The sequence below is a fragment of the Thalassospira sp. SM2505 genome (assembly GCF_054901115.1).
Window position 1 is genome coordinate 1,084,078 of record NZ_CM142731.1, and the last position, 24,078, is coordinate 1,108,155.

The following is a 24,078-nucleotide window of genomic DNA, read 5'->3' on the forward strand; positions in this document are numbered from 1 at the left end:
TGATCGGTGTCACTTGACAGTCGCAAGGCGAAAAGCTGCGCCGTTTTGGTTTTCTTGACCATTTTCTGAACAAATATTACCTTCTGCCGGAATTTTCTTGCTGTCTCGCGCTGGGGGCGATGCGGCGATTATCCAAAAATAAGGGTCTTTCATGAGTCTCACCCTCATTGTTTTGCTTCCCTTCATTGGGGCGGTATTACCCGCCATAATGATCAGGGCCGGGCGCAATGCATGCGCTACTGCTACCGGTTCTGTCACGCTGCTTGCCCTGATATTGCTGATGGCCAAGGCCCCGGCAGTTATCGCCGGCGAGGTATTTCAGGTCAGTTACAATTGGCTGCCGGAACTGGGTCTGAATGTGACCTTCTTCCTTGATGGCCTTGGATTGCTGTTCGCAACGCTGATCCTTGGTATCGGCTTGCTGATTATTATCTATGCGCGGTTTTATCTGTCCAAGAACGATCCGATGGGGCGCTTCTATGTGTTCCTGCTTCTGTTCCAGGGGGCCATGGTCGGCATCGTTCTTTCCGATAACATCCTGCTGCTTCTGGTTTTCTGGGAACTGACATCGCTGTCATCGTTCCTGTTGATCGGCTACTGGAAACATCTGCCCGAAGGTCGTCAGGGTGCCCGCATGGCACTTGCCGTGACCGGTGCGGGCGGTCTTGCAATGATCGCCGGGATGCTGATCCTTGGCGATATTGTCGGGTCCTATAACCTGACCGATATTCTCCAGCATGCCGATCTGATCCAGGCATCGCCGATGTATGTGCCGGCGTTGATCCTGATTCTGCTGGGCTGTTTCACCAAGTCCGCACAGTTCCCGTTCCATTTCTGGCTTCCGCATGCCATGGCCGCACCGACACCGGTTTCGGCCTATCTGCATTCGGCAACCATGGTCAAGGCTGGCATCTTCCTGATGGCCCGCATGTGGCCGGTTCTGTCGGGTACGCCGGAATGGTTCTATATCGTTGCGACCGCCGGTCTGGTGACAATGGTTCTGGGCGCATGGATTGCGATCTTCAAGCATGACCTTAAAGGTCTTCTGGCCTATTCGACGGTCAGCCACCTTGGTCTTGTAACCATGCTGTTCGGGTTCGGTACGCCGATGGCTGCCGTTGCCGGTGTGTTCCACATCATCAACCATGCGACCTTCAAGGCGGCCCTGTTTATGACCGCAGGCATTGTCGATCATGAAACCGGCACACGTGATATTCGCCGTTTCGGTGGGTTGCTGAACCTGATGCCGATTGCCGGGACCATCGGGATTATCTCGGCGGCATCTATGGCGGGCATCATTCCGTTTAACGGGTTCCTGTCCAAGGAAATGATGCTTGAAGAAGCATGGCATACGGTCTGGTTTGATCAGGTCTGGCTTGTTCCAACGCTCGCGACCATCGGTGCAATCTTCTCGGTTGCCTATTCTTTCCGGTTTATCTTCCATGTCTGGCTGGGCAAACCGCGTGACGAGAACCTGCCGCATCACCCGCATGATCCGCCGTTTGGCATGTGGGCGCCGCCTGCATTCCTGACCGTTCTCGTGGTTCTGATCGGTTTGTTCCCGGGCACCATTGCGGGGCCGCTGGTTGCGGCAACTTCGGGTGCGGTGATCGGTGGTGAGTTGCCGGAATATTACCTTGCACTTTGGCATGGCCTGACCCCGGCGCTTGGCATGAGTGCGATTGCGCTTGTTCTGGGTGCTGTTCTTCTGATGGGGCATGCCGGTCTTCTGTCGAAGACTGCAAACCTGTCGCGCCCGGATGCAAAGGCGATGTTTGACTGCGCAATGGTCAAGCTGGTGGCCCTGAGCCGTTTGATCTCGGACAACCTGCATAATGGTTCCTTGCAGCGCTATCTGGCGATCATGGTCATGGCTGCGGTTGCCATCGGTGTTTCGGGCTTCTATGCCCAGCCCGATTACCTGTCAGGATCGCGTGAACTCCTTGACGTTTCACCGCCTGCTGCAATCGCATGGTTGCTGCTTGTCGTGACCTGTATTGCGTCGGTATTCATGCATCACAACCGGTTGCTGACATTGCTTCTGGTTGGTGTGATTGGCCTGATCGTGTCTCTTGGCTTCATCTATCTGTCCGCACCTGATCTTGCGCTGACACAAATCTCGGTCGAGGTCGTGACGGTGATCCTGATGTTGCTGGCCCTTAATATCCTGCCAAAGGAAACGCCAAAGGAAAGCATGCCGGGTCGCAAGCTTCGTGATGTGATTGTATCGGTTGCAGCGGGTCTTGGCGTTGGCGGGGCGATCTGGGCAATCATGACCCGTGATCTGCCAAATTCGATTTCGGCCTATCATCTGGCCAACTCGAAGATCGAAGGCGGCGGGACCAACGTTGTGAACGTCATCCTTGTTGACTTCCGTGGCTTTGATACCTTTGGCGAGATCATCGTTCTGGGTATTGCCGCACTTTCGATCTTTGCGCTTATCGAAACCGTAACCCAGGGCGAAGCCGCCAAACGTCTTGCCAACTGGGTCGTTAGCAACCGTCGTTCGGCGGATCGTCACCCGATGATGATGGTGGTGGCAACCCGTGTGATGTTGCCGTTGTCATTGATGGTTGGTGTCTACATCTTCCTGCGTGGTCATAACGAGCCGGGCGGTGGCTTTATTGCCGGTCTGGTCGTCTCGGTTGCGCTGGTCATGCAATATATGGCGTCGGGCTTTGGCTGGACCCAGAACCGCATGAAGGTCAACTATCACGGCATGATTGGTCTGGGCGTTATTGCGGCGGCGATTACCGGTGTTTCTGCCTGGGTTGCCGGACTTCCGTTCCTGACCAGCGGCTTTGTTCATGTTCATCTTCCGATTGTTGGCGAATTTGAACTGGCATCGGCAATGGGCTTTGACCTTGGCGTGTTCCTGACGGTGGTCGGGGCGGTGATGCTGGCACTTGCCAAACTGTCACAGGTCGAACGGATGGCCGAACATGTGGATGTGAATGTCGATCCGATGGATCACGATCCGTCTGTGTCTGTCGCAACCCCGGAAAAGGAGGCCTGATATGGAATTTCTTGTAGCAAGCAGTATCGGGCTTCTGATCGCCTGCGGCACTTATTTGTTGCTGCGCGGGCGGACCTTCCCGGTGGTGATCGGTCTGGCATTGATTTCCTATGCGGTGAACGTGTTCCTGTTCGCGATGGGACGTTTGACGATCAATATGCCGCCGATCCTGCGTGATGGTGTCACCGAATATACCGATCCGCTGCCCCAGGCACTTGTCCTGACAGCCATCGTGATTTCATTCGGCATGACCGCCCTGATCGTTGTTCTGTCGATCCGGGCTTATCTTGAAATCGGCAATGACCATGTTGACGGTCGCCCGGTTGGTGCGCCATCCGAAGCAGGAGATAAAAACTGATGGGTGACTGGATTGTTGTTCCCATAGTGCTGCCCGCCGTGATGGCCGCCCTGATTGTATTGGCGGTTCGTCACGACATTATCTTGCAGCGCGTATTTTCGATTGCAGCGACGGTTGCCCTTGTCGGGGTGACGCTTTCGCTGGTGGTGTTTGCCAATGGCCATGATCCGGAAATGTACGCATTGTCGGATTGGCCTGCTCCGTTCGGTATCGTGCTGGTTCTTGACCGCTTGTCGGCGATGATGGTGTTCCTGACCTCGCTTCTGGGGCTTGGTGTTGTCCTGTTCGCCTCAAGCGAATGGGATCAGCGCGGCAAGCATTTTCACGCCCTGTTCCAGTTCCAGCTGATGGGCGTGAATGGTGCGTTTCTGACAGGTGACGTGTTCAACCTGTTCGTCTTCTTCGAGGTTCTGCTGATTGCATCCTATGGCTTGATGCTGCATGGCGCGGGGGCAGATCGTCTGAAGGCCGGTATGCAATATGTCGTCATCAACCTGACGGGATCTGCCTTGTTCCTGCTTGGTGTCGGCATGATCTACTCGGTGACCGGAACGCTGAACATGGCCGATCTTGCCATTCAGGTCAGTAATGTCGCACCAGGGGATGCCGCCCTTTTACGGGCAGGTGCGCTGGTACTGCTTCTGGTCTTCTGTGTTAAGGCGGCATTGGTGCCGATCCATTTCTGGCTTCCGGGGACTTATGCCAATGCACCGGCCCCGGTCGCAGCCCTGTTTGCGATCATGACCAAGGTCGGTGCCTATTCCGTGTTGCGTGTCTATTCGCTGGCCTTTGGCGACATGGCCGGTGACATGTCATGGCTGGCACAGCCCTATTTGTTGCCAGCAGCCCTGATCACACTGGTTCTGGGTATGACCGGCGTTCTGGCAGCCAAGCGTCTGAACGGGCTGATTGCCTTTTCCGTGGTTGGTTCCATGGGGACCTTGCTGACGGCGATTGCACTGTTTACGCCCGAAAGCATTGCCGCAGGTCTTTATTACCTGCTGCATTCGACCTTCTCGGCAGCGGCCCTGTTCCTGATTGCCGATTTGATAATATCTCGCCGAGGGCAGTTTGGTGACAGCCTGAACACCGCCCCGACATTCCATCAATCGGGTTTCCTTGCGGTTCTGTTCTTTATCGGGGCGATTGCGATGGCCGGGATGCCACCGTTAAGTGGCTTCCTTGGTAAATTGCAGATCCTTGATGCGGCCCGCGACAGTGACGCCATGGTCTGGATCTGGGCGATCATTCTGGTGACGTCGCTGATGTGCATTATCGGCTTTGGCCGTGCAGGCAGCGTTCTGTTCTGGAAGAGTGCCTCGGTCGAAGGCGAAATTACCGTCGAAGGTGCCAAATGGCCGGTTCTGCCGATTGTTGCGGCGTGCGGCATGCTCGGAGCTCTGGTCGTGCTGACGGCATTTGGTGGTCCGGTAACGGATTATCTGCATGGCGTTGCTGCACAGATTTTCGACACCTCGGGTTACATTCAGGCTGTGCTGGGCGAAAACGCCCTGGCATTGCTGGGTCAGTAAGCGGAAAGGACAAGGATCGTAATGATGAAACGTTATCTCCCCCATCCGCTTTTGACACTGGTTCTGCTGGTCGTGTGGGTGTTTCTGGTCAACGAGGTTTCGGCAGGTGCCGTTGTCTTCGGACTTATCCTTGCGGTGATCATTCCGCTGATCACGGCCAATTTCTGGCCTGCGCGCCCCAGAGTGCGCAATGCCTATGCTATCTGTGAATATGGCCTGATCGTTATGTGGGACATTCTGGTTGCCAACGTTGTGGTTGCCGGTCTGATCCTGTTTCGCAAGACCGAAAGCCTTGAGTCAAAATGCGTTGTCGTTCCGCTTGATCTGACCTCGCCCGAGGCGATCACAACCCTTGCCGGGACCATCACCATGACGCCGGGCACGGTGACGATTGATCTGAGTGCCGATGCCAAAAGTCTTTTGGTTCATTGCTTGCACGCACCCGATGCACAGGGCGTGGTCGATGATATCAAGGACCGCTACGAACGCCGTCTGAAGGAGATTTTCGAATGATCGAATATGCACTGAATTTCGGCTTCGTCTGTGTGGCACTGGCCCTTTTGATGAACCTCTATCGCCTGACAGCCGGGCCGACCACGGCAGACCGGGTTCTTGCGGTCGATACCATGGCGATCAACGCGATTGCGCTTCTGGTGCTGTATGGCATCGGGCAGGCAACGGCGATGTATTTCGAAGGCGCATTGCTGTTTGCGATGTTCGGTTTTGTTTCAACGGTGGCCTATTGCAAGTTCGTCTTGCGTGGCGACATCATCGAATAAGGGAGCGATAAGATGCCGTTTTTTGTTGAACTCATCATTTCGCTTCTGATCGTGATTGGCGGATTGTTCCTGCTGGTCGGATCGTTCGGAATGATCAAGCTCAAGGACCTTTTGCCGCGTCTGCATGCGCCGACCAAGGCAAGTACCGTCGGGTTGGGTGGTGTTCTGATTGCTTCCATGCTGTTCTTCTGGGTGGAGCGGGGGCATTTCACCATTCATGAATTGCTGATCACGCTGTTCATTTTCCTGACCGCACCGATCACAGCAAACCTGATCGCCAAGGCCTATATGCTGCTCAATGTTGATCCGAACAAGGATCTGCCGCCATCCAAACAGGATGAAGGCTGGGCAACATTTGATCCGGTCGGGCCAGAGGGTTATGACCCCAGCGAAGAATACAAGGAAAAGGAAACCTGAAAGGCAGGGGACCTTTGATTATTCAAACGGCACCGGTCATCCGGTGCCGTTTTTGTTATGATGATCGTATCGCACTATTCAGGACGGGGCCGAATGCAGTTTGAAACCGATCGATTGATCCTCAGGCCGCGCACCATGGATGACTTTGATGCCTGCCTTGCCATGGACCGGGCACGGGGTGTGGTTGATTTCATTGCTGGGCCCTGGGATGATCCTGATCAACATCGCGCATTCATTCGGGACCGGATCAATCAGGATTACGGGGTCGGGCTTGGATACTGGTCGATCTTTGCCAAATCCGATCCTGCAAGCTTCATGGGGTGGATATTGCTGATTCCGAAAGACGCAGTTGGCCCGGATATCGAAATAGGCTGGCGACTGCATCCTGATTACTGGGGGCGCGGCATCGCTTATGAGGCAGCGCGCACCGTAATGGATCATGGTCTGGGACATCTTGAACTTTCGCGGATCGTTGCAGCGATTGATCCGGATAACACGGCATCCCGCAAGCTTGCCGCCCGACTTGGAATGGTCGAAGCCGGTTTGCAGGATGGATATGTTTTCCATGAGATCACTCTTGAGCGCTATCGTCAGATGCAATCGGAAAAACCGGACGGGTCAGCCCGATGAAATTGCAATATTGTCGGTATTCGGGTGGCTTGCTATGACCAAGGAAACAATGAGACAACCGACGCCATGCCAGACTTTGCCATAGAAGATCAGTATCAGGGACGCATTGCCGGGATCGACGAGGTTGGTCGCGGACCGCTGGCTGGCCCGGTTGTGGCTGCTGCTGTTATCTTGCCACGCGGTGACGGCCTTCCCACCGTGCTGCTTGAAGAACTTAATGATTCCAAAAAGCTGTCCCCCAAAAAACGCGACAAGCTTTTTGATGTGATCATGGCCTGTGCCGAGGTCGGCATTGGTGCCGCGTCGGTGCGCGAGATTGATCAGATCAATATCCTGCAGGCAACCTATGTTGCCATGCGCCGTGCGGTGGATCGGTTGCCCTGTGTGCCGGATCAGGCGCTGGTGGATGGCAATCGTGATCCGGGATTGCCCTGTAACGTTGAAACCGTGATCAAGGGCGACAGCAAGTCGCTTTCGATTGCAGCGGCGTCCATCGTTGCCAAGGTGGTGCGTGACCGGGCGATGGCCCGTCTTGCAACGCGCTATCCGTTTTTTGGCTGGGAAGGCAATGCGGGCTATGGCGTGAAAAAGCACATGGCTGGTCTGGGCGAAGTTGGCCCGACCCCCCATCACCGCAAAAGCTTCAAGCCGATTGCCGATCTGTTCGAAGCCATGATGGGTAGTTGATTGCCCTTGTCGGACTGCGCTTTCTAGGCCAATGCGATGCGATTGCGCGCGATGATACTGGCCCGGACAAGGTCGGTGCCGTCTTCTTCGCGGCTGATAGCGGCAAAGCTATTAGCATGGTGCAGATCGACCCGTTCATGGACCCGGCATTCGGTGCGGAACTGGATATCAAGGCTTTCAGGCTGGAAGTCGGGCCGATTGTTTGGTCCGGCAACGCCCAGCACCCATTGCATGAGCCGCACATTATTCACATGCCCATAAAGATCAAGGTCGGATGGGCGGGCCTTGATGCTGTCAATCACCGGAAGCGGATCATTGGTGAATGCCGGACGCAAGGGCGGTTCGATCAGTTTCGGACCCGGCGGATCGGGCAGGCGTTCTTCGATCCAGTCCGGCCATTGCGCCGCGCGACGCGTTCGCAGATCAAACATCACCCAGTAACTCTGGGCAACGCCAATCACGTCACCCTTGCTGTTGCTCAGTCGGAAATCACGGGTGGCGACACGGCGCGAGACACCCGATGGCCATGTTTCAACCAGGATATCCTCGCCATTGCCGGGATAGTCGCGGATGTGAATGACCATGCGGGCAAGGACCCAGGCAATCCCCTGATCAACCGTATCGTCATAGGCAAGTTTGAGGATACGGGCCCCCCATCCGGCGGCATCCTGCATATAGTCGGCGAGAGCCGACATCATGACTTTGCCATTTTCACCGATCTCGGAATATCGAACGCGATAGGTCCCCATCCACCCGCAATTGGCGGGAAGGGTGGCTTTGGCGATGTCGTCCCAGTTGATCGTCATGTTGGTAAACCTGCATGTCATGAGAACACAGTTATAGGAACCCGGTTCGCAGGGTGTAAAGGGTGGTAACAGTGCAAACGGTACAAATAGCGTACGCACACATTGCGAACCGGGCATTGGCCATTGTCAAAGCAGGGGGCTTTTATTGTGCCGTTAACTGAGCCATCAGGGTCGTGACATCGGGGTGAAGCCATGTTTCGGCAATTCTAAGATCGCGAAGACGATATAGAACCATGCCGGTGAAATCGACTTTGTTACCCGATGCCGCAATACCGGCAAAAACATCACGATGGGTTGCCTGAATGCGGAACCGGACCGCGACATGGTCATGCTCGGCAACCATCGTCAGAATGGTGAATGCCATATCCGGAAAGGCTGCATTCAACCCGACAAAGAAATCATGATAGCTGTCAAGATCATGCGGGTTCTGACAGGGGAAACCATGTGTGACGATGTCCGATGTCACAAGGTCATAGACGATACCGGGGTTGTGGCTGTGGCTTTCTTCAAAGAAGCGCAAGACGACATCACGGTTGGTGATGTATTTCGGTGATAAATGGTGTTTCATGAAATTATGCTCCTGCCTTTGCCATGATGGTTTTAAAGGTTGCGTGATCGGGCCCGCTAAAGGCCGGGGCCAAACGGGCGGCAGAAACCGCATCCAGCAATCGGTCTGTGATGTTCTCTGCCGGGGGCAGATGGCTGCTCAGAACGTGGCGCGCCGACAGGGCTCGAAACTGGTCAAGCGATGCTTCGAATTGTGTGCCATCGACAAAGTCCAGCCAGGGAGCGTCAACCCGCGTCCAGCCGATGATCCCGTCGCGCAGGATGGCGTCGGGAATATCATTTGCCCGCTGATAGATATCGGGCAATAACGCGCCGCAGCAGTCCGAGCTGAACAATATTTGTTCAAGTGGATCAAAGATCGCTGTTGTTTCCGGCGCGTCAAAGGTTGGAGGTGTGATGGTCTGCAAGCTGCGTCCACCGGCCACAAAGGTCTCGCCGGGATTGACCAGTCTGACACGTTCGACGGGAAAACCTGCAAGGTTCAACTTGCCCATTCCGACAAAGGTCGTGATGATGGTTGCGTTGGGGGCAACATCAAGAAGCGCTTTGAGATTGCCTGTATGATCCGGGTCGGCATGGGTGATCCAGATCCAGCGTAATTCGGAAAGCGTGACGCAACTGGCCAATGTTGCCATGAATTCATTCTGAACGGCACGGATACCGGCATCGACCAGAACGGGTTCAGCGCCACTGATCAGCGTTGCGTTGATGGGCAAAACGCCAAAACCGGCAACAGATAAAAAGGACGGGATGACGGTTACGCTGTCTGTAACCGGGATCGCGGTGGCGATCGAGGGGATATGCATCTTGATGCTCCGTAATTCAGCTGTGCTCTGTGGGGCAGAAGCACGGGTTGATAAATGAATGATCATTTGTGATCATTGAAATACGAAAGACAAAAGTCGCTTGTCAATATTTGTGTGAACGATAGTGTTTATTTAAATGGAAAAACGTAAATATAACAAAGGATTGCGCGCGGATAAGGAAGGCAAAACGCGTCTGAAAATTGTCGAGGCTGCCATGAATTTGCATGGTGAAGTTGGCCCGGCACAGACGACAATCAGTGCGATTGCGGATCGCGCGGGGGTGCAACGTCTGACGGTTTACCGTCATTTTCCTGAGGAAAATGAACTGCTTGGCGCATGTTCATCGCACTGGCTTGAATTGAACCCGCCGCCGGGTCCGGAAAGCTGGCGCGAGTCGGTGGCGACCGGGGACTGGGCGATCGCGATCCTGAGCATGCTGTATCAATATTACAGCGAGACCGCTTATATGTGGGATCACTGTTATCGCGACCGGGCAAATGTCGCGGCCTTGGACGAGAAGATGAAAGGCTTTGATGCCTATCTTGAAATGCTGACTGACGATATGCTGGCAAGTCAGGATGATGAGCGCCGCCGTGGCAAGATGTGCCGGGCCGTGGCACAGCATGCTGTGCAATTTTCGACCTGGCAGTCTTTGTCAAGGACGGGGATCGACAATGCGGAAATGGCGGCCCTGATGGATGACTGGCTTCATAAATGCCCGCACGCCTAGGAGTGGCATCGAAACAGTATCAGGGACATGTCTGGATCAAGGATGTGTCCGGCAAGGATATCCCAGACAAGGATATGCCAAAAGCAATACCATGCCCGAACCAAGGCTATGTCTGAGCCAAAGCTATGTCTGGGCCAAGGTTACATCTGGGCCAGGGATATTCCGGGCGTCTAGTCGACGGGGCGCCGGCGCATTTTCTTGATGTCGCCGCGCTTCTTTTTGGTGTCCACACGCTTGCGTTTGGCCGAAAGCGATGGTCGGGTTTTGACCCGGTATTTCTTGCGTTCGGCCGCCTTGCGCAAAAGGGCAAGCAACCGTTCAATCGCGTCCTGCTTGTTGCGTTCCTGTGTGCGATGGCGCTGGGCATCAAAGATGATTTCACCATCATTGGTCAGCCTGCTTCCGGCTAGTTCCCGCAAGCGATCACGCACCCGCTGGGGCAGTTCGGTCAGGTCATCAATGCGTACGCGCATCTGTACGGCGCTTGAGACCTTGTTTACATTCTGTCCACCCGGACCGGACGCACGCACGAACTGAAAGTGCAGATGGCGTTCATCCAGATAAAGGCCATTTTCAATTTCAAGCATGATGAACCGTGCGGAATCTCGAGTGGTTAGGCGCAAGTAAAAATAACTGAGTGTAATAGTCGGCTATTGATTGAATTTTGCAATCCGAGCGCCTAAATTACAGGCGTCTAACCTGTCAGGGGCGTGACGGACTGTAAACAGGAAATCTATGGTGCGTGTTTCGCATATTTATCTGGCCCTTGGATGGCTTTCTGTCGGTTTTGGTGTCGTTGGTATCTTTTTGCCACTTCTGCCAACCACACCCTTTATGCTGCTGGCGGCCTGGCTGTTTGCCAAGGGATCGCCGCGCCTGCATGACTGGATCTGCAACCATCCACAGTTTGGCACATCAATCCGTCAATGGAATGACCATGGCGTGATCAGTCGCCGGGCAAAGATGCTGGCGATTCTGGCCTTTGTGGTGGTGATCGCCGCATCGCTGATCTTTATTGAAAGCCGCTGGGTGGTAATGATCCAGTTACTGGTCGCCATCCCGGTCAGTGTCTTTATCCTGTCGCGGCCATCCGAGGCCCGCCTGTCCGAGGCGGGTGCCCCGGTCAAGGCCGGAGAATAGCAAACAGCGAATAGGGGCGCCTTACCCGGTCTTTTTACGGGTCAGCTCGTCCTGACAGGTTTCTTCAAGTTTATCGAGTTCATCAAGCGTCGCGTCGATATCCTCTCGCTGTTTTCGCAGGGTTTCGCGACGTTCATTGATCTTGTCGACAAGGATGGTCAACTGGGTGATTTCGCTGCGATCGCCATCATAGAGATCAAGCAGGTCACGAATTTCCTTAAGCGAAAATCCAAGACGCTTGCCCCGCATGATCAGGCGCAGACGCACACGGTCGCGCTGGCTATAGATACGGGTCTGCCCGTGGCGTTCCGGGGAAATCAGTTCCTGATCTTCGTAAAACCGGATGGTTCGGGTGGTAACTTCGAACTCGCGGGCAAGATCTGTGATGGAATAGCTGTCAGTCATGGGGCTCAATCATCTTTACGCTTACGTAAACTGAAAGCTACATGCTTTCGGAAGCGGCGACAATCGGCAATTCTTTTGGAAGTTCAACACAGAAGGTGCTGCCCTCGCCGGGATTGCTGCTAACGCTGAGGATACCGCCATGGCGATCGGTGATCTTTTTACAGATCGCAAGGCCGATACCGGTTCCGGCATAATCCCCATATCCATGCAGACGTTTGAAAATCTCGAAGATGGTTTCGTGATACTGAGGGTCAATGCCAATACCGTTATCGGCAACGAAAATCCGGTGGCTGTTGGGGGTATCGGCGGCAAAAATCCGCACCCGTCCGCTTTCGGGGTCACTGTATTTCAATCCGTTTGAAACAAGATTCTGGAACAGCAAAAGCAACTGGCTGGCATCCCCCATCACGGTTGGCAAATGGCCTTCGCGGATGATGTTGCCTTCGGGGGCGGAACCGGCGCGCTTGAAATTGACGACTATGGCATCGAACAGATCATCAAGTGGCACAGGATGGAACGGTTTGCCATGCCGTCCGACCCGCGACAGGGTCAGAAGATCGTCAATCATGCGCTGCATGCGCTGGGTGCCGTCCACAGCGTAATGAATGAATTCGTCGGCGGTTTCGTCAAGCTTGCCTTCATAACGCCGGGCAATCAGCTGGGTATAGCTCGACACCATCCGAAGCGGTTCCTGCAAGTCATGGGATGCCGCATAGGCGAATTGTTCAAGCTCGCTGTTTGAACGTTCGAGCTCCGCCATGGTGCGCTGGATTTCCATTTCGTGGCGCTTGCGTTGGGAAATGTCACGAAGAGTGATGATGTAATGGTAACGCTGATCGGCGGAAAAATGACTGATCGCGACCTCAAGCGGAATATTGCGCCCGCTTTTGGTAAAGGCCATGACTTCGATCACGCCGGTGCCAAGATCGGTCAGCAACCGGTTGGACGGCGGTTGGGTAATTGGAATATGGTCGCTGTCTGGCAAAAGAAAGCGGATGATATTACGCAGTTCCGGATCGCCATCCGGCCCGCAAAGTTCCTGTGCGCGCGAATTCAGCGGTTCGATATTGCCGTCATCTGATGCCACAAGAATGGCATCAATGGTGTTTTGCAAGATTGCTTTTGTGCGATCTTCACTGCGCTTGGACTGGGTCACAAGGTCGGCCAGTTCGGCAGCCTGTTTGCGCAAAAGCCGGTCGCGCTGCACCGCAAGGGTCACGTCCCGAATGATCAGCGAACATAACGTTCCGCTATTGCGTGTCTTGATCGGGTGTATGCGAATGGACTGCTCCATGCGCTCAAAACTTGCTGTAAATTGTGGCAGCGGGGAAAGCGGCAAGGCGCCCTGATTAAGCGACGGTGAAATCACCGCAGGCATGCCAAATTTCAGGCAATCATCAATCGCCAGACTGACACGCCCCAGCCTGGTTTCGGGAAAGACGTCATGAAGTGATTTGCCCAGAACCTGATCGGCCCGCAAGCCGGACCGGGTCTGCATCCACTGGTTCCAATGGCAAATTGTCCGGTCAGCAGTAAGTGCAACAAGTCCTGTGTCGGCGGTATCAAGCAATGCTGCGAACAATTCCGCAGCATTGCTGTCCCGACCAAGATCAAAGGACGGTGTGGCTTCTGTGGTCGGGTCGGGCGGCGGCTTTTTCATTCACCTCACCAATTAACCAAGCGAGTTGGCAATAAAACGACGCACCAGTTCACGCAGCATCTGAATGGAATCCAGATCCATGACAAACAGCACATACCCGTCGATATCGTTCTGCCGTAACATGAATTGAACGTGAAGGATCATCAGAACCGGCTTGCTTCCGGTGCCAAGATCACCATCATCGACATCCAGAAGCGACCGGCTTTCACGTTTGCGAAATGACGGCATGGAACAGTTTATAGGTTCGCCCAGCACATTCGAAATGCTGCCAAGGCATGCATTGAGAATGATGTTGCCGACCTCCATCAGGGCTTCCTGTTCCAGATCGGTCAGCGTATCAAGCGGGACATCAACCTTAAGCAGACTGCGCACCAGTTCCAGACTGCGTTCTTCGGGGAAGACCAGCATGGCTTCGCCCTTGAACGGGCCATCAAAGGTCTGGCTTACGGCCGAAACAACCTCGGTCGGGGCGCGGGCAAGATCCGTATCTGAAAACCGTTCAACGAACGTGATGCGCGGAACGGTCAGCTCAACCGGCTGGTCAACCATTTCCGATAACGACGACGCAGCGCGACCAACGCCGATATTGATCAGTTCGCTTATTGTATCATGTTCAAGTTCGCTGAGATCAATCATCGTGCCGCTTCCTGCGCGGCAATGAAGTCACGAATTTTTTCCTCGGTCGGCGGTTTGGCAATGAATTCAAGGCCAAGGCTTTCAGCCTTTTTCTGGATTTCCTGCTGAATATTGGCTGTCAGAAGGGCGATGACCGCATCGGGGAAGCGTCCGCGCAACTGTTCACCAAGTTCCAGTCCGTTCATGCCGGGCATGTTGAAATCAAGCAGCAGATAGTCATATGTCTTGCCCTCGACCATCTCGAGCGCCTTGCTGGCATCTTCGGCTTCGTCAATTGACCAGTCAGTGAAGTTACTGGAAATGAACGCCTTGACCAGAAGTCGGGCAAATTTGCTGTCATCGACAAGCAGGACGGAACGCTGTTGGGCCATATGTCTTCTCGGGTAAGCGGTTCAATGTGTTGCGGGGCGACAATTATAGTTCAGTCGCGGCATTTTCGGAAAGCCGCATGATATGTTTGACGATTTCATCCGGCGGGAGCGGGGTGGCAACAAGGAATCCCTGTACTTCGTCACATCCGCTTTCGCGCAAGAACGCCATCTGTTCCCTGGTTTCAACACCTTCGGCGACAACTTTCAGGCCAAGATTGTGACCCATAAGGATGATGGTGCGTGTAATGGCGGCATCATCGGTATCAATCGTCACATCCCGAACAAAGGAGCGGTCAATCTTGATGGAATTGATCGGAAGCCGCTTGAGATAGGCAAGCGACGAATATCCTGTGCCAAAATCGTCCACGGCAATTTGCAAACCAAGATGGCGTAACTCGTCAAGAATGGCGGCCGACTTCTTGATGTCCTGCATCATCACCGTTTCGGTGATTTCCAGTATGATGCGCGCGGCAGGCGTCCCGGTATCTGTTAGTATGCGTGATATGGTTTCTGTAATCCGGCCTTCAATAAGCTGTCTGGGTGACAGGTTGATGGCGATTGGCATTGGGGGAACAGACTGGGCATTCCATTCGTCAATCTGACGGCAGACCTCGCCGATCACCCATTCGCCGATTTTGCCGATCAATCCGGTTTCTTCTGCAACTGGAATGAACTGCATCGGCGAAATATATCCCCGTCCCGGCTGTTTCCAGCGGATCAGCGCTTCAAGGCCGGAGATACGGTTGGTGCGCAGATCGAGTTTGGGCTGATAATGCAGTTCGAACTGGTTCTGGGCCAGAGCTTCGCGCAGATCGTTTTCGATCACCAGGCGCGCCATGGCACTTTCATTCATTGTCTTGGTAAAGAAGTGATAGGTGCCACCGCCACCGGACTTTGCACTATACATTGCGGTGTCGGCATTGCGCATCAGGGCAGGGAAGTCCTCGCCGTCTGATGGATAAAGGGCGATGCCGATTGACGGAGTGACAAACAAAACGCGTCCCTTGATGTCAAATGCCGGGGCAAGGGCATCAAGCACGGCCTGTGACAGGATTGCGGCATCCTGTGTTTCTTTCAGATCGGGAATGATGATCAGAAATTCATCCCCGCCAAGACGACCAACAACCTCCTGTCGACCGATTACTTTTTGTAACCGGCCTGCCACAGCCTTAAGCAGCAGGTCGCCAACATCATGTCCGAGACTGTCATTGATGACCTTGAAACGGTCAAGATCAATGAACAGAACAGCCGTGGCCCCGTGACGGGTCTTTGATGCGTCTTTATGTTTGCCAAGTGCACTCGACAGGCTGTGTTCAAGCATGCTGCGATTGGGCAGGTTGGTCAGCGTGTCGTGATTGGCCATATAGACCAGTTGTTCTTCATAGCGTTTTCTGACCGTGATGTCTGTCAAGATCGCCGTCATCATGGGGGTCGCCGCATCCGGTATCACGCGAAACGCGATTGAAACATCAATCTCGCTCTGATCGGCCCGCCGGATGGGCAGGGTAAGACGTTTTTCTGCTGTTTGATTGACGATGGCGTGTGCGGTCAGGTCGTCCAGGCTATGTTCCAGAAGCGGTATCGCACGTGGCATCAGGAATTCATGCAACGTTCTGCCTTGTGGCGTCTCATCGCGCATTAGCCCGAGAAGCTGTTTGGCTGCGGCGTTATATTCTACGATCCTGCCTGTCGGGGTAATGGTCAAAATGCCGTCTGCGACATTCTGAACAATCGCGGTCAGCTGGTTCTCGCGATCTCTGACCTGTTGCTCGGTGGTCCGCAATTTATCAAGCGTTACCGAAATGCGTTCAATCAGGCCCCGGGTGGTTCCAAGGATCATGCCCAGTTCGTCACGGGCGTGGCTTTCGGGGATCGCAATGGCGTCGGCATTGGGGGTTTGCGGATCTATTTTTCGCAGAAGGCTTGCCACTTTCAGCAATGGTTTGGTCAGCGTCGCATAGAAGAACGTGACCAGTACCAGACCCAGTATCAGGTTGCGCAATATGCCAGATGTCAGAATGCGGGTTGCGCGATTCAGAAATCCGTCAGCAATCATGTCGGTGTCGATCTTGACGCTCAGCCGCCCGACCAGGTCATTGTTGCTTCCGGCCTCAAGCGGGATTTCATATTCCTGATTTTCGCCAAACATCAGTTTGGACAGGAAGGTCCGGTTTGTGCTGATCGGCTGTTCGTTTCTTTGGGCAAGAATGTTGTCAAAATTGTCGCGCAGGATGGCTTCATAAACCGGTTCATATTCGAAAATGCCCGAAACCACACGCGCCGCAAGCGTTTCATCAAGTCCGTATGCTGCCTGTGTCGCGGATTCGCGTAATGTTGCCAAAACCTGCATGACAGTTCGGTCAATCAGGTTCTGTTCCTCACGCAAATCCCAGACGATCTGAATGCCACTGAACAGCAGGCCGATAAGCAAAGTAAGGACAACCGCAATCCTTGCCTGTTTGACAGACAAGCGATCCCGCCAGTTAAGCCGTTGCTGATCAAGGCTTTTGTCAGGCACGCGTTACCCCAGAAATCCGCTAGTTCCACTCAATCAAAAGCAGACTATGGCTTTGCCGGGTTAAAAGCAATTATCCGAGATGTTTGCAAACTGGAAAAACGCAGAGAAATCTGTATGGTCTGCGCTGCTTTTCGGCGCGATGCCGGTGATCGAATACTGCCACCATGCCGCATTGCATCAAGAATTGAATACTACGTAAAAAAATGGGGTTTTATTGGAGTTGCACACAACTGCTGTGCGTGATAACCCAATCCCCAGAGAGAGAACAGGCCAAGCGCGGGTGCAGCCGCAATCTGGCCTCGCAACCTGTACGGAGTTACACCATGACCTATGTGGTGACGGAAAACTGCATCAAGTGTAAGTATCAGGACTGCGTCGAGGTTTGCCCCGTCGATTGCTTCTATGAAGGTGAGAACTTCCTGGTTATTCACCCTGATGAATGCATTGATTGCGGTGTTTGCGAACCCGAATGCCCCGCCGAAGCGATTATTCCCGATACCGAGCCGAATCTGGACAATTGGTTGGAAATCAACCGAAAGTTCGCGGAAGTATGGCCAAATATCACCCGAAAAGGTGATGCTCCTGCCGATGCTGATGAATGGAACGGCAAGTCGGGCAAGACCGAATTGCTGAGCGAAGCACCGGGTACGGGCGACTGAATGTCGGTCTAACCCCCGAGATTTTATACGATTTTAACCCGCTGGTATTTGCCAGCGGGTTAAATGCATGGCTGCATTGAGCCAGACACACCGAAAAAATCTGTGAACCAGTGGCGTGTTGTGCTATTGTGGGCAACTCGCGTTAAGGGCTCGACAGGCTCGTTCCGAATTGCCGGATCTCCGTATTTTTATCCCTGTCTGAAACCGCGACTTCGCCAAAAGCTTGGTCGTGTGCAGCTCTTCGCGTCACTGGGTCTATAGTGTTACAGTTGAATGACCAGGCCTGATTGGGCCGGAAGGATGCTTGATGTCGGATAAGTTGCCCTTTGCTGTTGGCGATTATGTTGTTTACCCCGCACATGGTGTTGGCTGTGTTGGTGGCCTGGAAACCCAGGAAATCGCGGGTCAGGAATTGCGCCTTTATGTAATTACCTTTGAATCCAGCCGCATGACCTTGCGTGTGCCGGTGAACAAAGTTGGCAACTCGGGTCTGCGCAAGCTTTCCTCGAAAAAACAGATGGACTCGGCTCTTGTTACCCTTAAGGGCCGTGCACGTGTAAAACGCACCATGTGGTCGCGCCGTGCACAGGAATATGAAGCAAAGATCAACTCGGGTGATCCGGTGTCGATTGCCGAAGTTGTGCGTGATCTGCATCGCAGCGCGACCCAGCCGGAACAGTCCTTCTCCGAACGCCAGATCTACGAAGCAGCCTTTGAGCGCCTCGTTGACGAACTGGCCGCGATTGAGAAAATCGACAAGGACAAGGCGTCAGGCAAACTCGAGAAGCTTCTGCAAAAAGCTGCCTGATTGCATAAGTCAGCTATACAACTATTTATAAAAGCCGGCCCACAAGCTATCCTTGGGCCGGTTTTATTTTTTGTTTTAGGCAGGTTACAGCGATGAGTGCAGTTCTGGCGCCGATAAAGCCGGCCGAGAGAATCTGGGTTGTCGGCGCGATCAATGGCGATCATGGCGCATTGTGCGCCGTACATCGCAAGCTTGCCGAGCGTATCAAGTCTGGTGACCGGCTCGTTTATCTCGGGAATTACTGGGGTGATGGCACGGCCGAGAATGTCATTGCGACCATCAATGAGCTTTTGCTGTTTCGTCGCTACTTCATTGCACAGGACGGGGTCGATATTGCTGATATCGCCTTCTTGCGGGGGGCTTCTGAAGAAATGCTGTCGAAGTTACAGCAAATCCAGTTCGCCCCGAATCCCGGTGAAGTCTTTGACTGGATGCTGACACGCGGCATTGCCGGAACAGCACGCGCCTATGGTTTTGATCCCGCCCACGTTCAGTCGATCATGCGTCAGGGCGCACATGCCATTTCACAATGGACGTCGCAGTTCGCCGATTCATTGCGTCGCCATAGTGGTCACAGCGCTTTGATGTCGGACCTGAAACATGCGGCCTATACAACGGATGGCAGGTTGATCTTTGTGCATGCGGGGCTTGATGGCTCGCGTCCGCTGACCGGGCAAACGGATACCTTCTGGTGGGGGGGCTCAATGTTCGAGGCCATTACCGAACGCTATTATGACTGTGCGCGCATCGTTCGTGGTGCTTCCCAGACGCAGGTTGGCCTGCAGGAACGGGAATTCACATTGTCTGTTGATGGCGGGGCCGGACGGGGTGGTGTTCTGATTGCAGTTGCCCTTGATGGTCAGGGCAAGATTATCGAACAGGTCACAAGCGGTACCTGATCCTTACAGCGAACCTCAGTCAAAAAAGGCAGCACCCGCCAGGGATGCTGCCTTTTTCATTTCCATTGATGGCCGTTCCTAATGACGGACGACCTTGACCAGTGATCCTGTGGCCGGGCTCTGCCCGTCGGCAAGGCCGTTCAGGGTGGCAAAGGTTTCTGCGGGTGCGCGGTCAACCTGCATGTCATCAATAAAGGTCTGCAACGTATATTCCGGATTTACTGCCCGAACCTTGATGCGAAGCGGCGTATATATCTTCTTCTCATTGGCACTTAGCGACCGGAAGCTATAGGTCGTTTGACGCAGCGGAAGGTTATAGCTTTCCGTCTGGTCAAGCGGAGTGATGAACAGGAACTGATAGGCCGAATTCCCGTGGCGGATCACAACCACCCGAAGGCGTGCGGAACCCGATCGCAGCGATATATCGGCACTTCCTGTTGCGGCTTCCTGTCCATTGATATCAATCATTTCGATATCACGAAGCGCGATCTTGGTTGAAAATCCGCTTTCAAGATACCGGTCAAGCCGCACATCCTTTGCCTTTGGCGCGCCTTCGAAGACGATTTGCGCGCCTTTGTTATCTGTCGCGACGACGGCTGAGGGCTGATTGTTGATGGTAAAGCCTTCCGGCACTTCAAAGCGGAAATCAAGCGGCACATGTACAAAGTCACGCCCGCGGACATAGCCCTGATCAGGACCATCCCCGTAAAGAACTCCGTCAATCGCTGTCATATAGCGAACTGCGCCAAGTTCCGGGTCTTTGACTGCGGTGACGTTTGCGCTTTGATGGGCCTGTTGAATGCGGTCAAGGGTACGCGGGTGGGTCGCCATGAAGTCATACTGGTCAACATCATCAGGTGACCTTCCGGCAAGGACTGCTTGCAGGCGGGAATGGGCGCGCAGTTTTTCAAGGAATGTCGCCATCGCATCGGGATCGTAACCGGCACGGGTAATATAGCGCACGCCAAGCATGTCGGCCTCGAATTCATGTTCGCGCGAAAACGACTTAAGGTATGCGCTGGCACCGGTATTGATGATTTCACCTGCGCCGTTGCCAATGGCCATTGAAAGCCCGCCGGCAAGGATCTGGGTCAGGACACTGCGGCTATAACGTTGAGCGGAATGGCGGGCAACGACGTGACCGATTTCATGGGCAATCACACCGGCCAGTTCCGCCTCGTTCGAGGCAAGTGTCGCCAGACCGCGCGTGATGTAAACATACCCGCCGGGAAGCGCAAAGGCGTTAACGACCGGAGAATCCAGAATGGTAAAGGTGAATTTCTCGTCCGGGGTTTCTGACACCGCAACAAGCTTTTCACCAATCTCGGTGACATAGGCGGCAAGGTCTTTTTCGGTGTAATTTCCACCGAATTCCTTGACCATTTTCGGGTGCTCCTGCGACCCGATTTTCTTTTCCTCTTCAGGCGACATAAAGGCTGTAAAGCTGTCTTCGCCGGTTGCCCGGTTGGTTGAACATCCTGCAAGGGATGTGCTCAGCGCTACCGCAGCCAGAATTGCGATCAGGTGTTTCTTATGACCGAATTTCAACCAGCTCATTGATACCTTTCCTCATGTCGCTCTGCCGCGTAAGCTACCGGTTCTTACCCGGCGAAACCAAGTGGGAATTGGTAGCGCGTGTTCAAACATCATTCAACAGATTCGCTTGCATTAATCTGGCATTCCAATTGGGGAAATTTTGCGGCCAGAGTATTTGTCAGGGTATTGGACCGCCTGTTTTACCTGCCAATTTTCCAGATTTGCATTCTGTTATCTATGGCATTTAGTCCAGAAGCCCGGGCGGGCAACTGGTTGTGCGGGATGGGCATAAATGCGCGTTCCCTTGAGTCCCGTGCGGCACAGAATAATGATTTCGTCTGGCGCAAGGTTTCTGAATTGGGGGTCGCAGCCATCGATGACCTCAACGCACCTGAATTCAAAGAGACAAAACTGCGTCTTTCCGACTTGGCGTTTGTTCCGGAATATGAAAACGCGGCCTTAAGCTGGATGAGATCTGCCAGTCGCGCCGGAGTGGAAATCACCATTGCATCGGATCACGCCGATTATCTGGGAAGACATCGGGCATATGTTCAAAGCCTTTCCAGGGGTGAAAGTGGTGCGCCAGAGATGACGTCATGGTCGGAACAACTTCTGTCACAGGGGCTCGCCATGTTGTTGCCCCAGGGGCGGACGGATTTGACGAAACTGATTGCAGCCGAGAATCACGCGATCAGTCAGAGATCAGGCATCTGGTCGGATCGCTCGCCGGGGCGCGCATATTTTGTTGCAGCCGATCAGGGGAATACCGGTTTGCCGCGTGTTCATGATGCTATCGGGCGGTTTGTTCTGGTTGAGGGTATCCTGCGTGCTGTCGAGCATCAGGAATGGCGGACTTACCTTAATTTTGGGGCGGATTGGCGGCGCGATTTTACCATCGCGCTTGAGGATGACGTGCGTCGGAGGCTTGCCAAAGATCAGTCACCCGATGATGCATTTTCCGGCTGGATCGGGCAGAAAGTCCGGGTACGTGGCATCGTTGAAAATCGCGGTGGTCCCTATATCGCGGTCGATAACCCTGACCGGCTATGCCTCATGACCGATTAGAGACTTGTGTTTATTCCATAAGTTGTGAGATTGCTTGTCGGATATTGCCACCAGCAATCTGTAAAATCACATTCTGCCAAAGTCATGAGGTCCGACGTGCTTTATCCCGAAATTACGCCCCACACGACCGGTTATCTGTCACGCGCTGACGGTCACGAAATTTATTGGGAAGAAGTCGGTAACCCGGCTGGCATTCCGGTTGTTTTCCTGCACGGGGGGCCAGGCGCAGGACTTTCACAAAACAGTCGCCGGTTCTTTGATCCGGAAAAATACCGCGTCATTTTGCTCGATCAGCGCGGTGCGGGGAAATCCAGACCATTCGGAAGCCTCGAAAACAACACGACCGACCATTTGATCGGCGATATAGAAGCCCTGCGGGAAGAGCGCGGCATTGAAAAATGGGTCGTATTTGGCGGGTCGTGGGGATCCACGCTTTCGCTGGCCTATGGACAGGCACATCCCGAACGGGTTCTTGCCTTTGTCTTGCGGGGCATTTTCCTGGGACGTGAAACCGAGATCGCATGGTTTATGGATGGCATGGGCCGTTTCTTCCCGGAGGCAGAGCGTAAATTCCTCGATGTTGCCGGTTTTGATCGCAATCCCGGCTGGCAGAAGATGCTGGATCGCTATATCGAGATTTTTGCAGGCAACGATGGCGAGGACGCCGCAATCGAAGCCGCGCGCGTTTGGTCGGCCTACGAGGCGACCTGCTGCACCCTGCTGCCTGATGAAGGTCTGGTCGAAGATTTCGAAAGCGATGAAGTTGCACTGGCACTGGCAAAGCTTGAACATCATTACTTTGTCCATCGCTGCTTTTTCGAGCCAAATCAGCTGCTTGAGAATGTAAGCCGGATTAACCACCTGCCGGTTGTGATTGTTCAGGGGCGCTATGATGTCGTTTGTCCGCCGACATCGGCATTTGCATTAAAGGATGCCTGGCCTGAAGCAACCTTGGTGATTGTTGACGATGCCGGACATGCGGCAAGCGAGCCTGGCATCGTCCGTGAACTTGTTCGGGCGATGGATCAGTTCGATGGTAAAAAGTTTAAGTGAAAATTACTAAACTACACCAATGTGTGGTTGAGTTTCCGACATGCTTGGGTAAGTATGTCGCACGTATTGATCTCGTGGGGACTTGATTAATGAAAGTGACTTTGGGGAAACTGCTTGCAGTTTGTGTCTTTTTCGGCTTCGTAAACGCAGCTTCTGCGCAAGAAATTCTCGGCAATAACAAGGATTCAGGGCTTCTCGAATTTTCGACCGGTATGGTCGATATCACACAAGATGAAGAAGCCGCAGAATTCCGTCTCAATTATCGTGCACAACATGCCATGTTTGATGTGGCCCGCCCGATCGGTGGTGTTATGGTCACATCAGAAGGTGCCGTTCACGGCTATGGCGGCCTTGCGATGGACGTCCTTTGGGGCGATCACTTCGTATCGAGCATTTATACCTCGGTTGGCGCCTATCATCAGGGCAATGGTGAGGATCTCGGTCACTGGATCGAATTCCGTTCAGGTCTTGAACTTGGCTTCCGCTTTGACAGCCATGAACGTCTAAGCCTTGGCATCGCGCACATTTCCAATGCCAGCATCGGTGATGAGAACCCGGGGACAGAAATCCTGTCTCTGACCTATTCCTTCCCGATTGACCGTCTGTTTGACTAAAACACCGAACGGCGTTGATGTCATCGGGTCACGCGCCCGAACGCAGATCAGAAGATCAAAAGAGTCTTTGAGGAAACCCTTCCCGAAGGCTCTTTTCTTTTGGTATGGAACCCGATTTTCCTGTGCCGGTCTGTTGGCCGGGATATTTGGTCGGCGTTTCATTCAAGCTCCCGGATTGATCGCAATTCGTTTAGCTGCTAATTGATGCTTCTCTTTGCGGTGTGCGCCCGTAGCTCAGCAGGATAGAGCACCAGATTCCTAATCTGGGGGCCACAGGTTCGAATCCTGTCGGGCGCACCATCCTTCCAGATTGTTTCCGCCGAATTCAAGCTGGTGCGTATTGCTCTCACAGCTTGAAAGCAATCAGTGTTCTTCTCATATCCTTA

The 24,078-nt window shown here is 53.8% G+C and carries 27 protein-coding genes and 1 tRNA gene; 17 read left to right on the forward strand and 11 right to left on the reverse strand.

Translation table 11 applies throughout. From position 1 onward, the window contains the following. Positions 1 to 9: 9 nt before the first annotated feature. Positions 10 to 153, reverse strand: coding sequence for a hypothetical protein (locus ACTU44_RS04840; protein WP_181850207.1), 144 nt, complete (start codon positions 151 to 153; stop codon positions 10 to 12). Between ACTU44_RS04840 and ACTU44_RS04845 the strand changes: the two genes are divergently transcribed. The 8 genes from ACTU44_RS04845 to ACTU44_RS04880 all read left to right on the forward strand — a co-directional run bounded on the left by ACTU44_RS04845 (position 152) and on the right by ACTU44_RS04880 (position 7,419). After that, positions 152 to 3,016, forward strand: a complete 2,865-nt coding sequence (locus ACTU44_RS04845; protein ID WP_336080127.1) for a monovalent cation/H+ antiporter subunit A — start codon at positions 152 to 154, stop codon at positions 3,014 to 3,016. The two genes, ACTU44_RS04840 and ACTU44_RS04845, sit on opposite strands and share 2 nt — an antisense overlap. 1 nt (position 3,017) lies before the next feature. Further along, positions 3,018 to 3,374 (forward strand): Na+/H+ antiporter subunit C, encoded by a 357-nt coding sequence (locus tag ACTU44_RS04850; protein WP_114097872.1) that lies wholly within the window; start codon positions 3,018 to 3,020, stop codon positions 3,372 to 3,374. Then, positions 3,374 to 4,906 carry a monovalent cation/H+ antiporter subunit D gene (locus ACTU44_RS04855; RefSeq protein ID WP_462096803.1) on the forward strand — a complete coding sequence of 511 codons (1,533 nt, stop codon included), beginning with the start codon at positions 3,374 to 3,376 and terminating at the stop codon, positions 4,904 to 4,906. The genes ACTU44_RS04850 and ACTU44_RS04855 overlap by 1 nt, the downstream gene beginning before the upstream one ends. Before the next feature lie 21 nt (positions 4,907 to 4,927). Further along, positions 4,928 to 5,419 (forward strand): Na+/H+ antiporter subunit E, encoded by a 492-nt coding sequence (locus tag ACTU44_RS04860; RefSeq protein WP_114097874.1) that lies wholly within the window; start codon positions 4,928 to 4,930, stop codon positions 5,417 to 5,419. Then, on the forward strand, positions 5,416 to 5,685 hold the full coding sequence (locus ACTU44_RS04865; RefSeq protein WP_114097875.1) for a K+/H+ antiporter subunit F: 270 nt from the start codon (positions 5,416 to 5,418) through the stop codon (positions 5,683 to 5,685). The genes ACTU44_RS04860 and ACTU44_RS04865 overlap by 4 nt, the downstream gene beginning before the upstream one ends. Positions 5,686 to 5,697: 12 nt before the next feature. After that, a complete protein-coding gene (locus tag ACTU44_RS04870; RefSeq protein WP_114097876.1) occupies positions 5,698 to 6,102 on the forward strand; it encodes a Na+/H+ antiporter subunit G in 405 nt (134 codons plus the stop codon). Between the two features lie 93 nt (positions 6,103 to 6,195). Continuing rightward, positions 6,196 to 6,732, forward strand: a complete 537-nt coding sequence (locus ACTU44_RS04875; protein WP_462096804.1) for a GNAT family N-acetyltransferase — start codon at positions 6,196 to 6,198, stop codon at positions 6,730 to 6,732. Between the two features lie 66 nt (positions 6,733 to 6,798). Beyond that, positions 6,799 to 7,419 carry a ribonuclease HII gene (locus ACTU44_RS04880; RefSeq protein ID WP_462096805.1) on the forward strand — a complete coding sequence of 207 codons (621 nt, stop codon included), beginning with the start codon at positions 6,799 to 6,801 and terminating at the stop codon, positions 7,417 to 7,419. 23 nt (positions 7,420 to 7,442) lie between these two features. On the opposite strand, the gene ACTU44_RS04885 is transcribed toward ACTU44_RS04880, so the two are convergent. The 3 genes from ACTU44_RS04885 to ACTU44_RS04895 all read right to left on the reverse strand — a co-directional run bounded on the left by ACTU44_RS04885 (position 7,443) and on the right by ACTU44_RS04895 (position 9,598). Continuing rightward, a complete protein-coding gene (locus tag ACTU44_RS04885; RefSeq protein ID WP_462096806.1) occupies positions 7,443 to 8,225 on the reverse strand; it encodes an acyl-[acyl-carrier-protein] thioesterase in 783 nt (260 codons plus the stop codon). A 142-nt stretch (positions 8,226 to 8,367) separates the two neighbouring features. Continuing rightward, the gene (locus tag ACTU44_RS04890; protein ID WP_462096807.1) at positions 8,368 to 8,793 is read right to left on the reverse strand and encodes an ester cyclase; all 426 of its coding nucleotides are present in this window, start codon (positions 8,791 to 8,793) and stop codon (positions 8,368 to 8,370) included. Between the two features lie 4 nt (positions 8,794 to 8,797). Next, positions 8,798 to 9,598 carry an oxygen-binding di-iron domain-containing protein gene (locus ACTU44_RS04895; protein ID WP_462096808.1) on the reverse strand — a complete coding sequence of 267 codons (801 nt, stop codon included), beginning with the start codon at positions 9,596 to 9,598 and terminating at the stop codon, positions 8,798 to 8,800. 136 nt (positions 9,599 to 9,734) lie between these two features. On the opposite strand from ACTU44_RS04895, the gene ACTU44_RS04900 reads away from it, so the two are divergent. Then, the gene (locus ACTU44_RS04900; protein WP_462096809.1) at positions 9,735 to 10,328 is read left to right on the forward strand and encodes a TetR/AcrR family transcriptional regulator; all 594 of its coding nucleotides are present in this window, start codon (positions 9,735 to 9,737) and stop codon (positions 10,326 to 10,328) included. A gap of 170 nt (positions 10,329 to 10,498) precedes the next feature. Here the strand turns inward: ACTU44_RS04900 and arfB are convergent, their stop codons facing one another. Further along, the gene (gene arfB / locus ACTU44_RS04905; protein WP_462096810.1) at positions 10,499 to 10,915 is read right to left on the reverse strand and encodes an alternative ribosome rescue aminoacyl-tRNA hydrolase ArfB; all 417 of its coding nucleotides are present in this window, start codon (positions 10,913 to 10,915) and stop codon (positions 10,499 to 10,501) included. Between the two features lie 148 nt (positions 10,916 to 11,063). Here arfB and ACTU44_RS04910 point away from each other — a divergent pair, with 148 nt between their 5' ends. Further along, positions 11,064 to 11,468, forward strand: coding sequence for a YbaN family protein (locus ACTU44_RS04910; protein ID WP_114097884.1), 405 nt, complete (start codon positions 11,064 to 11,066; stop codon positions 11,466 to 11,468). Between the two features lie 21 nt (positions 11,469 to 11,489). Here the strand turns inward: ACTU44_RS04910 and ACTU44_RS04915 are convergent, their stop codons facing one another. The 5 genes from ACTU44_RS04915 to ACTU44_RS04935 are packed head-to-tail and all read right to left on the reverse strand — an operon-like array spanning position 11,490 to position 17,058. Next, positions 11,490 to 11,873 (reverse strand): MerR family transcriptional regulator, encoded by a 384-nt coding sequence (locus ACTU44_RS04915; protein WP_114097885.1) that lies wholly within the window; start codon positions 11,871 to 11,873, stop codon positions 11,490 to 11,492. Positions 11,874 to 11,910: 37 nt separating this feature from the next. After that, complete coding sequence (locus tag ACTU44_RS04920; RefSeq protein ID WP_114097886.1) at positions 11,911 to 13,533, reverse strand: ATP-binding protein; 1,623 nt, start codon at positions 13,531 to 13,533, stop codon at positions 11,911 to 11,913. 12 nt (positions 13,534 to 13,545) lie between these two features. Next, positions 13,546 to 14,169, reverse strand: coding sequence for a chemotaxis protein CheC (locus ACTU44_RS04925; RefSeq protein ID WP_114097887.1), 624 nt, complete (start codon positions 14,167 to 14,169; stop codon positions 13,546 to 13,548). Continuing rightward, positions 14,166 to 14,540, reverse strand: coding sequence for a response regulator transcription factor (locus tag ACTU44_RS04930; protein WP_114097888.1), 375 nt, complete (start codon positions 14,538 to 14,540; stop codon positions 14,166 to 14,168). Before ACTU44_RS04930 ends, ACTU44_RS04925 begins: the two co-directional genes overlap by 4 nt. Before the next feature lie 43 nt (positions 14,541 to 14,583). Beyond that, the gene (locus ACTU44_RS04935) at positions 14,584 to 17,058 is read right to left on the reverse strand and encodes an EAL domain-containing protein (RefSeq protein WP_462096811.1); all 2,475 of its coding nucleotides are present in this window, start codon (positions 17,056 to 17,058) and stop codon (positions 14,584 to 14,586) included. Positions 17,059 to 17,381: 323 nt separating this feature from the next. On the opposite strand from ACTU44_RS04935, the gene fdxA reads away from it, so the two are divergent. From fdxA to ACTU44_RS04950, 3 genes are all read left to right on the forward strand, one after another. Further along, a complete protein-coding gene (gene fdxA / locus ACTU44_RS04940; protein ID WP_007090191.1) occupies positions 17,382 to 17,717 on the forward strand; it encodes a ferredoxin FdxA in 336 nt (111 codons plus the stop codon). Between the two features lie 307 nt (positions 17,718 to 18,024). Beyond that, positions 18,025 to 18,525, forward strand: a complete 501-nt coding sequence (locus ACTU44_RS04945; protein WP_462096812.1) for a CarD family transcriptional regulator — start codon at positions 18,025 to 18,027, stop codon at positions 18,523 to 18,525. A gap of 92 nt (positions 18,526 to 18,617) precedes the next feature. Continuing rightward, positions 18,618 to 19,424: a hypothetical protein gene (locus ACTU44_RS04950; protein WP_336080130.1), complete on the forward strand. Its 807-nt coding sequence runs from the start codon at positions 18,618 to 18,620 to the stop codon at positions 19,422 to 19,424. 78 nt (positions 19,425 to 19,502) lie between these two features. Here ACTU44_RS04950 and ACTU44_RS04955 read toward each other — a convergent pair whose 3' ends face one another. Next, positions 19,503 to 20,981: a M48 family metalloprotease gene (locus tag ACTU44_RS04955; RefSeq protein WP_462096813.1), complete on the reverse strand. Its 1,479-nt coding sequence runs from the start codon at positions 20,979 to 20,981 to the stop codon at positions 19,503 to 19,505. Positions 20,982 to 21,197: 216 nt separating this feature from the next. Here ACTU44_RS04955 and ACTU44_RS04960 point away from each other — a divergent pair, with 216 nt between their 5' ends. The 4 genes from ACTU44_RS04960 (at position 21,198) to ACTU44_RS04975 (ending at position 23,992) form a co-directional block, all read left to right on the forward strand. After that, positions 21,198 to 22,025, forward strand: coding sequence for a thermonuclease family protein (locus ACTU44_RS04960; protein WP_462096814.1), 828 nt, complete (start codon positions 21,198 to 21,200; stop codon positions 22,023 to 22,025). A 96-nt stretch (positions 22,026 to 22,121) separates the two neighbouring features. Next, complete coding sequence (gene pip, locus ACTU44_RS04965; protein ID WP_462096815.1) at positions 22,122 to 23,078, forward strand: prolyl aminopeptidase; 957 nt, start codon at positions 22,122 to 22,124, stop codon at positions 23,076 to 23,078. Positions 23,079 to 23,167: 89 nt separating this feature from the next. Then, positions 23,168 to 23,692: an acyloxyacyl hydrolase gene (locus ACTU44_RS04970; RefSeq protein WP_462096816.1), complete on the forward strand. Its 525-nt coding sequence runs from the start codon at positions 23,168 to 23,170 to the stop codon at positions 23,690 to 23,692. A gap of 223 nt (positions 23,693 to 23,915) precedes the next feature. Beyond that, positions 23,916 to 23,992 (forward strand) — tRNA-Arg (locus ACTU44_RS04975). The last annotated feature ends 86 nt before the right edge of the window (positions 23,993 to 24,078 follow it).

What these genes read in the sequence shown, in the direction of transcription:
- ACTU44_RS04845 (WP_336080127.1), top strand. Translation starts at nt 152, where the DNA reads ATGAGTCTCACCCTCATTGTTTTGCTTCCCTTCATTGGGGCGGTATTA.
- ACTU44_RS04840 (WP_181850207.1), bottom strand. Translation starts at nt 153, where the DNA reads ATGAAAGACCCTTATTTTTGGATAATCGCCGCATCGCCCCCAGCGCGA.
- ACTU44_RS04850 (WP_114097872.1), top strand. Translation starts at nt 3,018, where the DNA reads ATGGAATTTCTTGTAGCAAGCAGTATCGGGCTTCTGATCGCCTGCGGC.
- ACTU44_RS04855 (WP_462096803.1), top strand. Translation starts at nt 3,374, where the DNA reads ATGGGTGACTGGATTGTTGTTCCCATAGTGCTGCCCGCCGTGATGGCC.
- ACTU44_RS04860 (WP_114097874.1), top strand. Translation starts at nt 4,928, where the DNA reads ATGATGAAACGTTATCTCCCCCATCCGCTTTTGACACTGGTTCTGCTG.
- ACTU44_RS04865 (WP_114097875.1), top strand. Translation starts at nt 5,416, where the DNA reads ATGATCGAATATGCACTGAATTTCGGCTTCGTCTGTGTGGCACTGGCC.
- ACTU44_RS04870 (WP_114097876.1), top strand. Translation starts at nt 5,698, where the DNA reads ATGCCGTTTTTTGTTGAACTCATCATTTCGCTTCTGATCGTGATTGGC.
- ACTU44_RS04875 (WP_462096804.1), top strand. Translation starts at nt 6,196, where the DNA reads ATGCAGTTTGAAACCGATCGATTGATCCTCAGGCCGCGCACCATGGAT.
- ACTU44_RS04880 (WP_462096805.1), top strand. Translation starts at nt 6,799, where the DNA reads ATGCCAGACTTTGCCATAGAAGATCAGTATCAGGGACGCATTGCCGGG.
- ACTU44_RS04885 (WP_462096806.1), bottom strand. Translation starts at nt 8,225, where the DNA reads ATGACGATCAACTGGGACGACATCGCCAAAGCCACCCTTCCCGCCAAT.
- ACTU44_RS04890 (WP_462096807.1), bottom strand. Translation starts at nt 8,793, where the DNA reads ATGAAACACCATTTATCACCGAAATACATCACCAACCGTGATGTCGTC.
- ACTU44_RS04895 (WP_462096808.1), bottom strand. Translation starts at nt 9,598, where the DNA reads ATGCATATCCCCTCGATCGCCACCGCGATCCCGGTTACAGACAGCGTA.
- ACTU44_RS04900 (WP_462096809.1), top strand. Translation starts at nt 9,735, where the DNA reads ATGGAAAAACGTAAATATAACAAAGGATTGCGCGCGGATAAGGAAGGC.
- arfB (WP_462096810.1), bottom strand. Translation starts at nt 10,915, where the DNA reads ATGCTTGAAATTGAAAATGGCCTTTATCTGGATGAACGCCATCTGCAC.
- ACTU44_RS04910 (WP_114097884.1), top strand. Translation starts at nt 11,064, where the DNA reads ATGGTGCGTGTTTCGCATATTTATCTGGCCCTTGGATGGCTTTCTGTC.
- ACTU44_RS04915 (WP_114097885.1), bottom strand. Translation starts at nt 11,873, where the DNA reads ATGACTGACAGCTATTCCATCACAGATCTTGCCCGCGAGTTCGAAGTT.
- ACTU44_RS04920 (WP_114097886.1), bottom strand. Translation starts at nt 13,533, where the DNA reads ATGAAAAAGCCGCCGCCCGACCCGACCACAGAAGCCACACCGTCCTTT.
- ACTU44_RS04925 (WP_114097887.1), bottom strand. Translation starts at nt 14,169, where the DNA reads ATGATTGATCTCAGCGAACTTGAACATGATACAATAAGCGAACTGATC.
- ACTU44_RS04930 (WP_114097888.1), bottom strand. Translation starts at nt 14,540, where the DNA reads ATGGCCCAACAGCGTTCCGTCCTGCTTGTCGATGACAGCAAATTTGCC.
- fdxA (WP_007090191.1), top strand. Translation starts at nt 17,382, where the DNA reads ATGACCTATGTGGTGACGGAAAACTGCATCAAGTGTAAGTATCAGGAC.
- ACTU44_RS04945 (WP_462096812.1), top strand. Translation starts at nt 18,025, where the DNA reads ATGTCGGATAAGTTGCCCTTTGCTGTTGGCGATTATGTTGTTTACCCC.
- ACTU44_RS04950 (WP_336080130.1), top strand. Translation starts at nt 18,618, where the DNA reads ATGAGTGCAGTTCTGGCGCCGATAAAGCCGGCCGAGAGAATCTGGGTT.
- ACTU44_RS04955 (WP_462096813.1), bottom strand. Translation starts at nt 20,981, where the DNA reads ATGAGCTGGTTGAAATTCGGTCATAAGAAACACCTGATCGCAATTCTG.
- ACTU44_RS04960 (WP_462096814.1), top strand. Translation starts at nt 21,198, where the DNA reads ATGGCATTTAGTCCAGAAGCCCGGGCGGGCAACTGGTTGTGCGGGATG.
- ACTU44_RS04970 (WP_462096816.1), top strand. Translation starts at nt 23,168, where the DNA reads ATGAAAGTGACTTTGGGGAAACTGCTTGCAGTTTGTGTCTTTTTCGGC.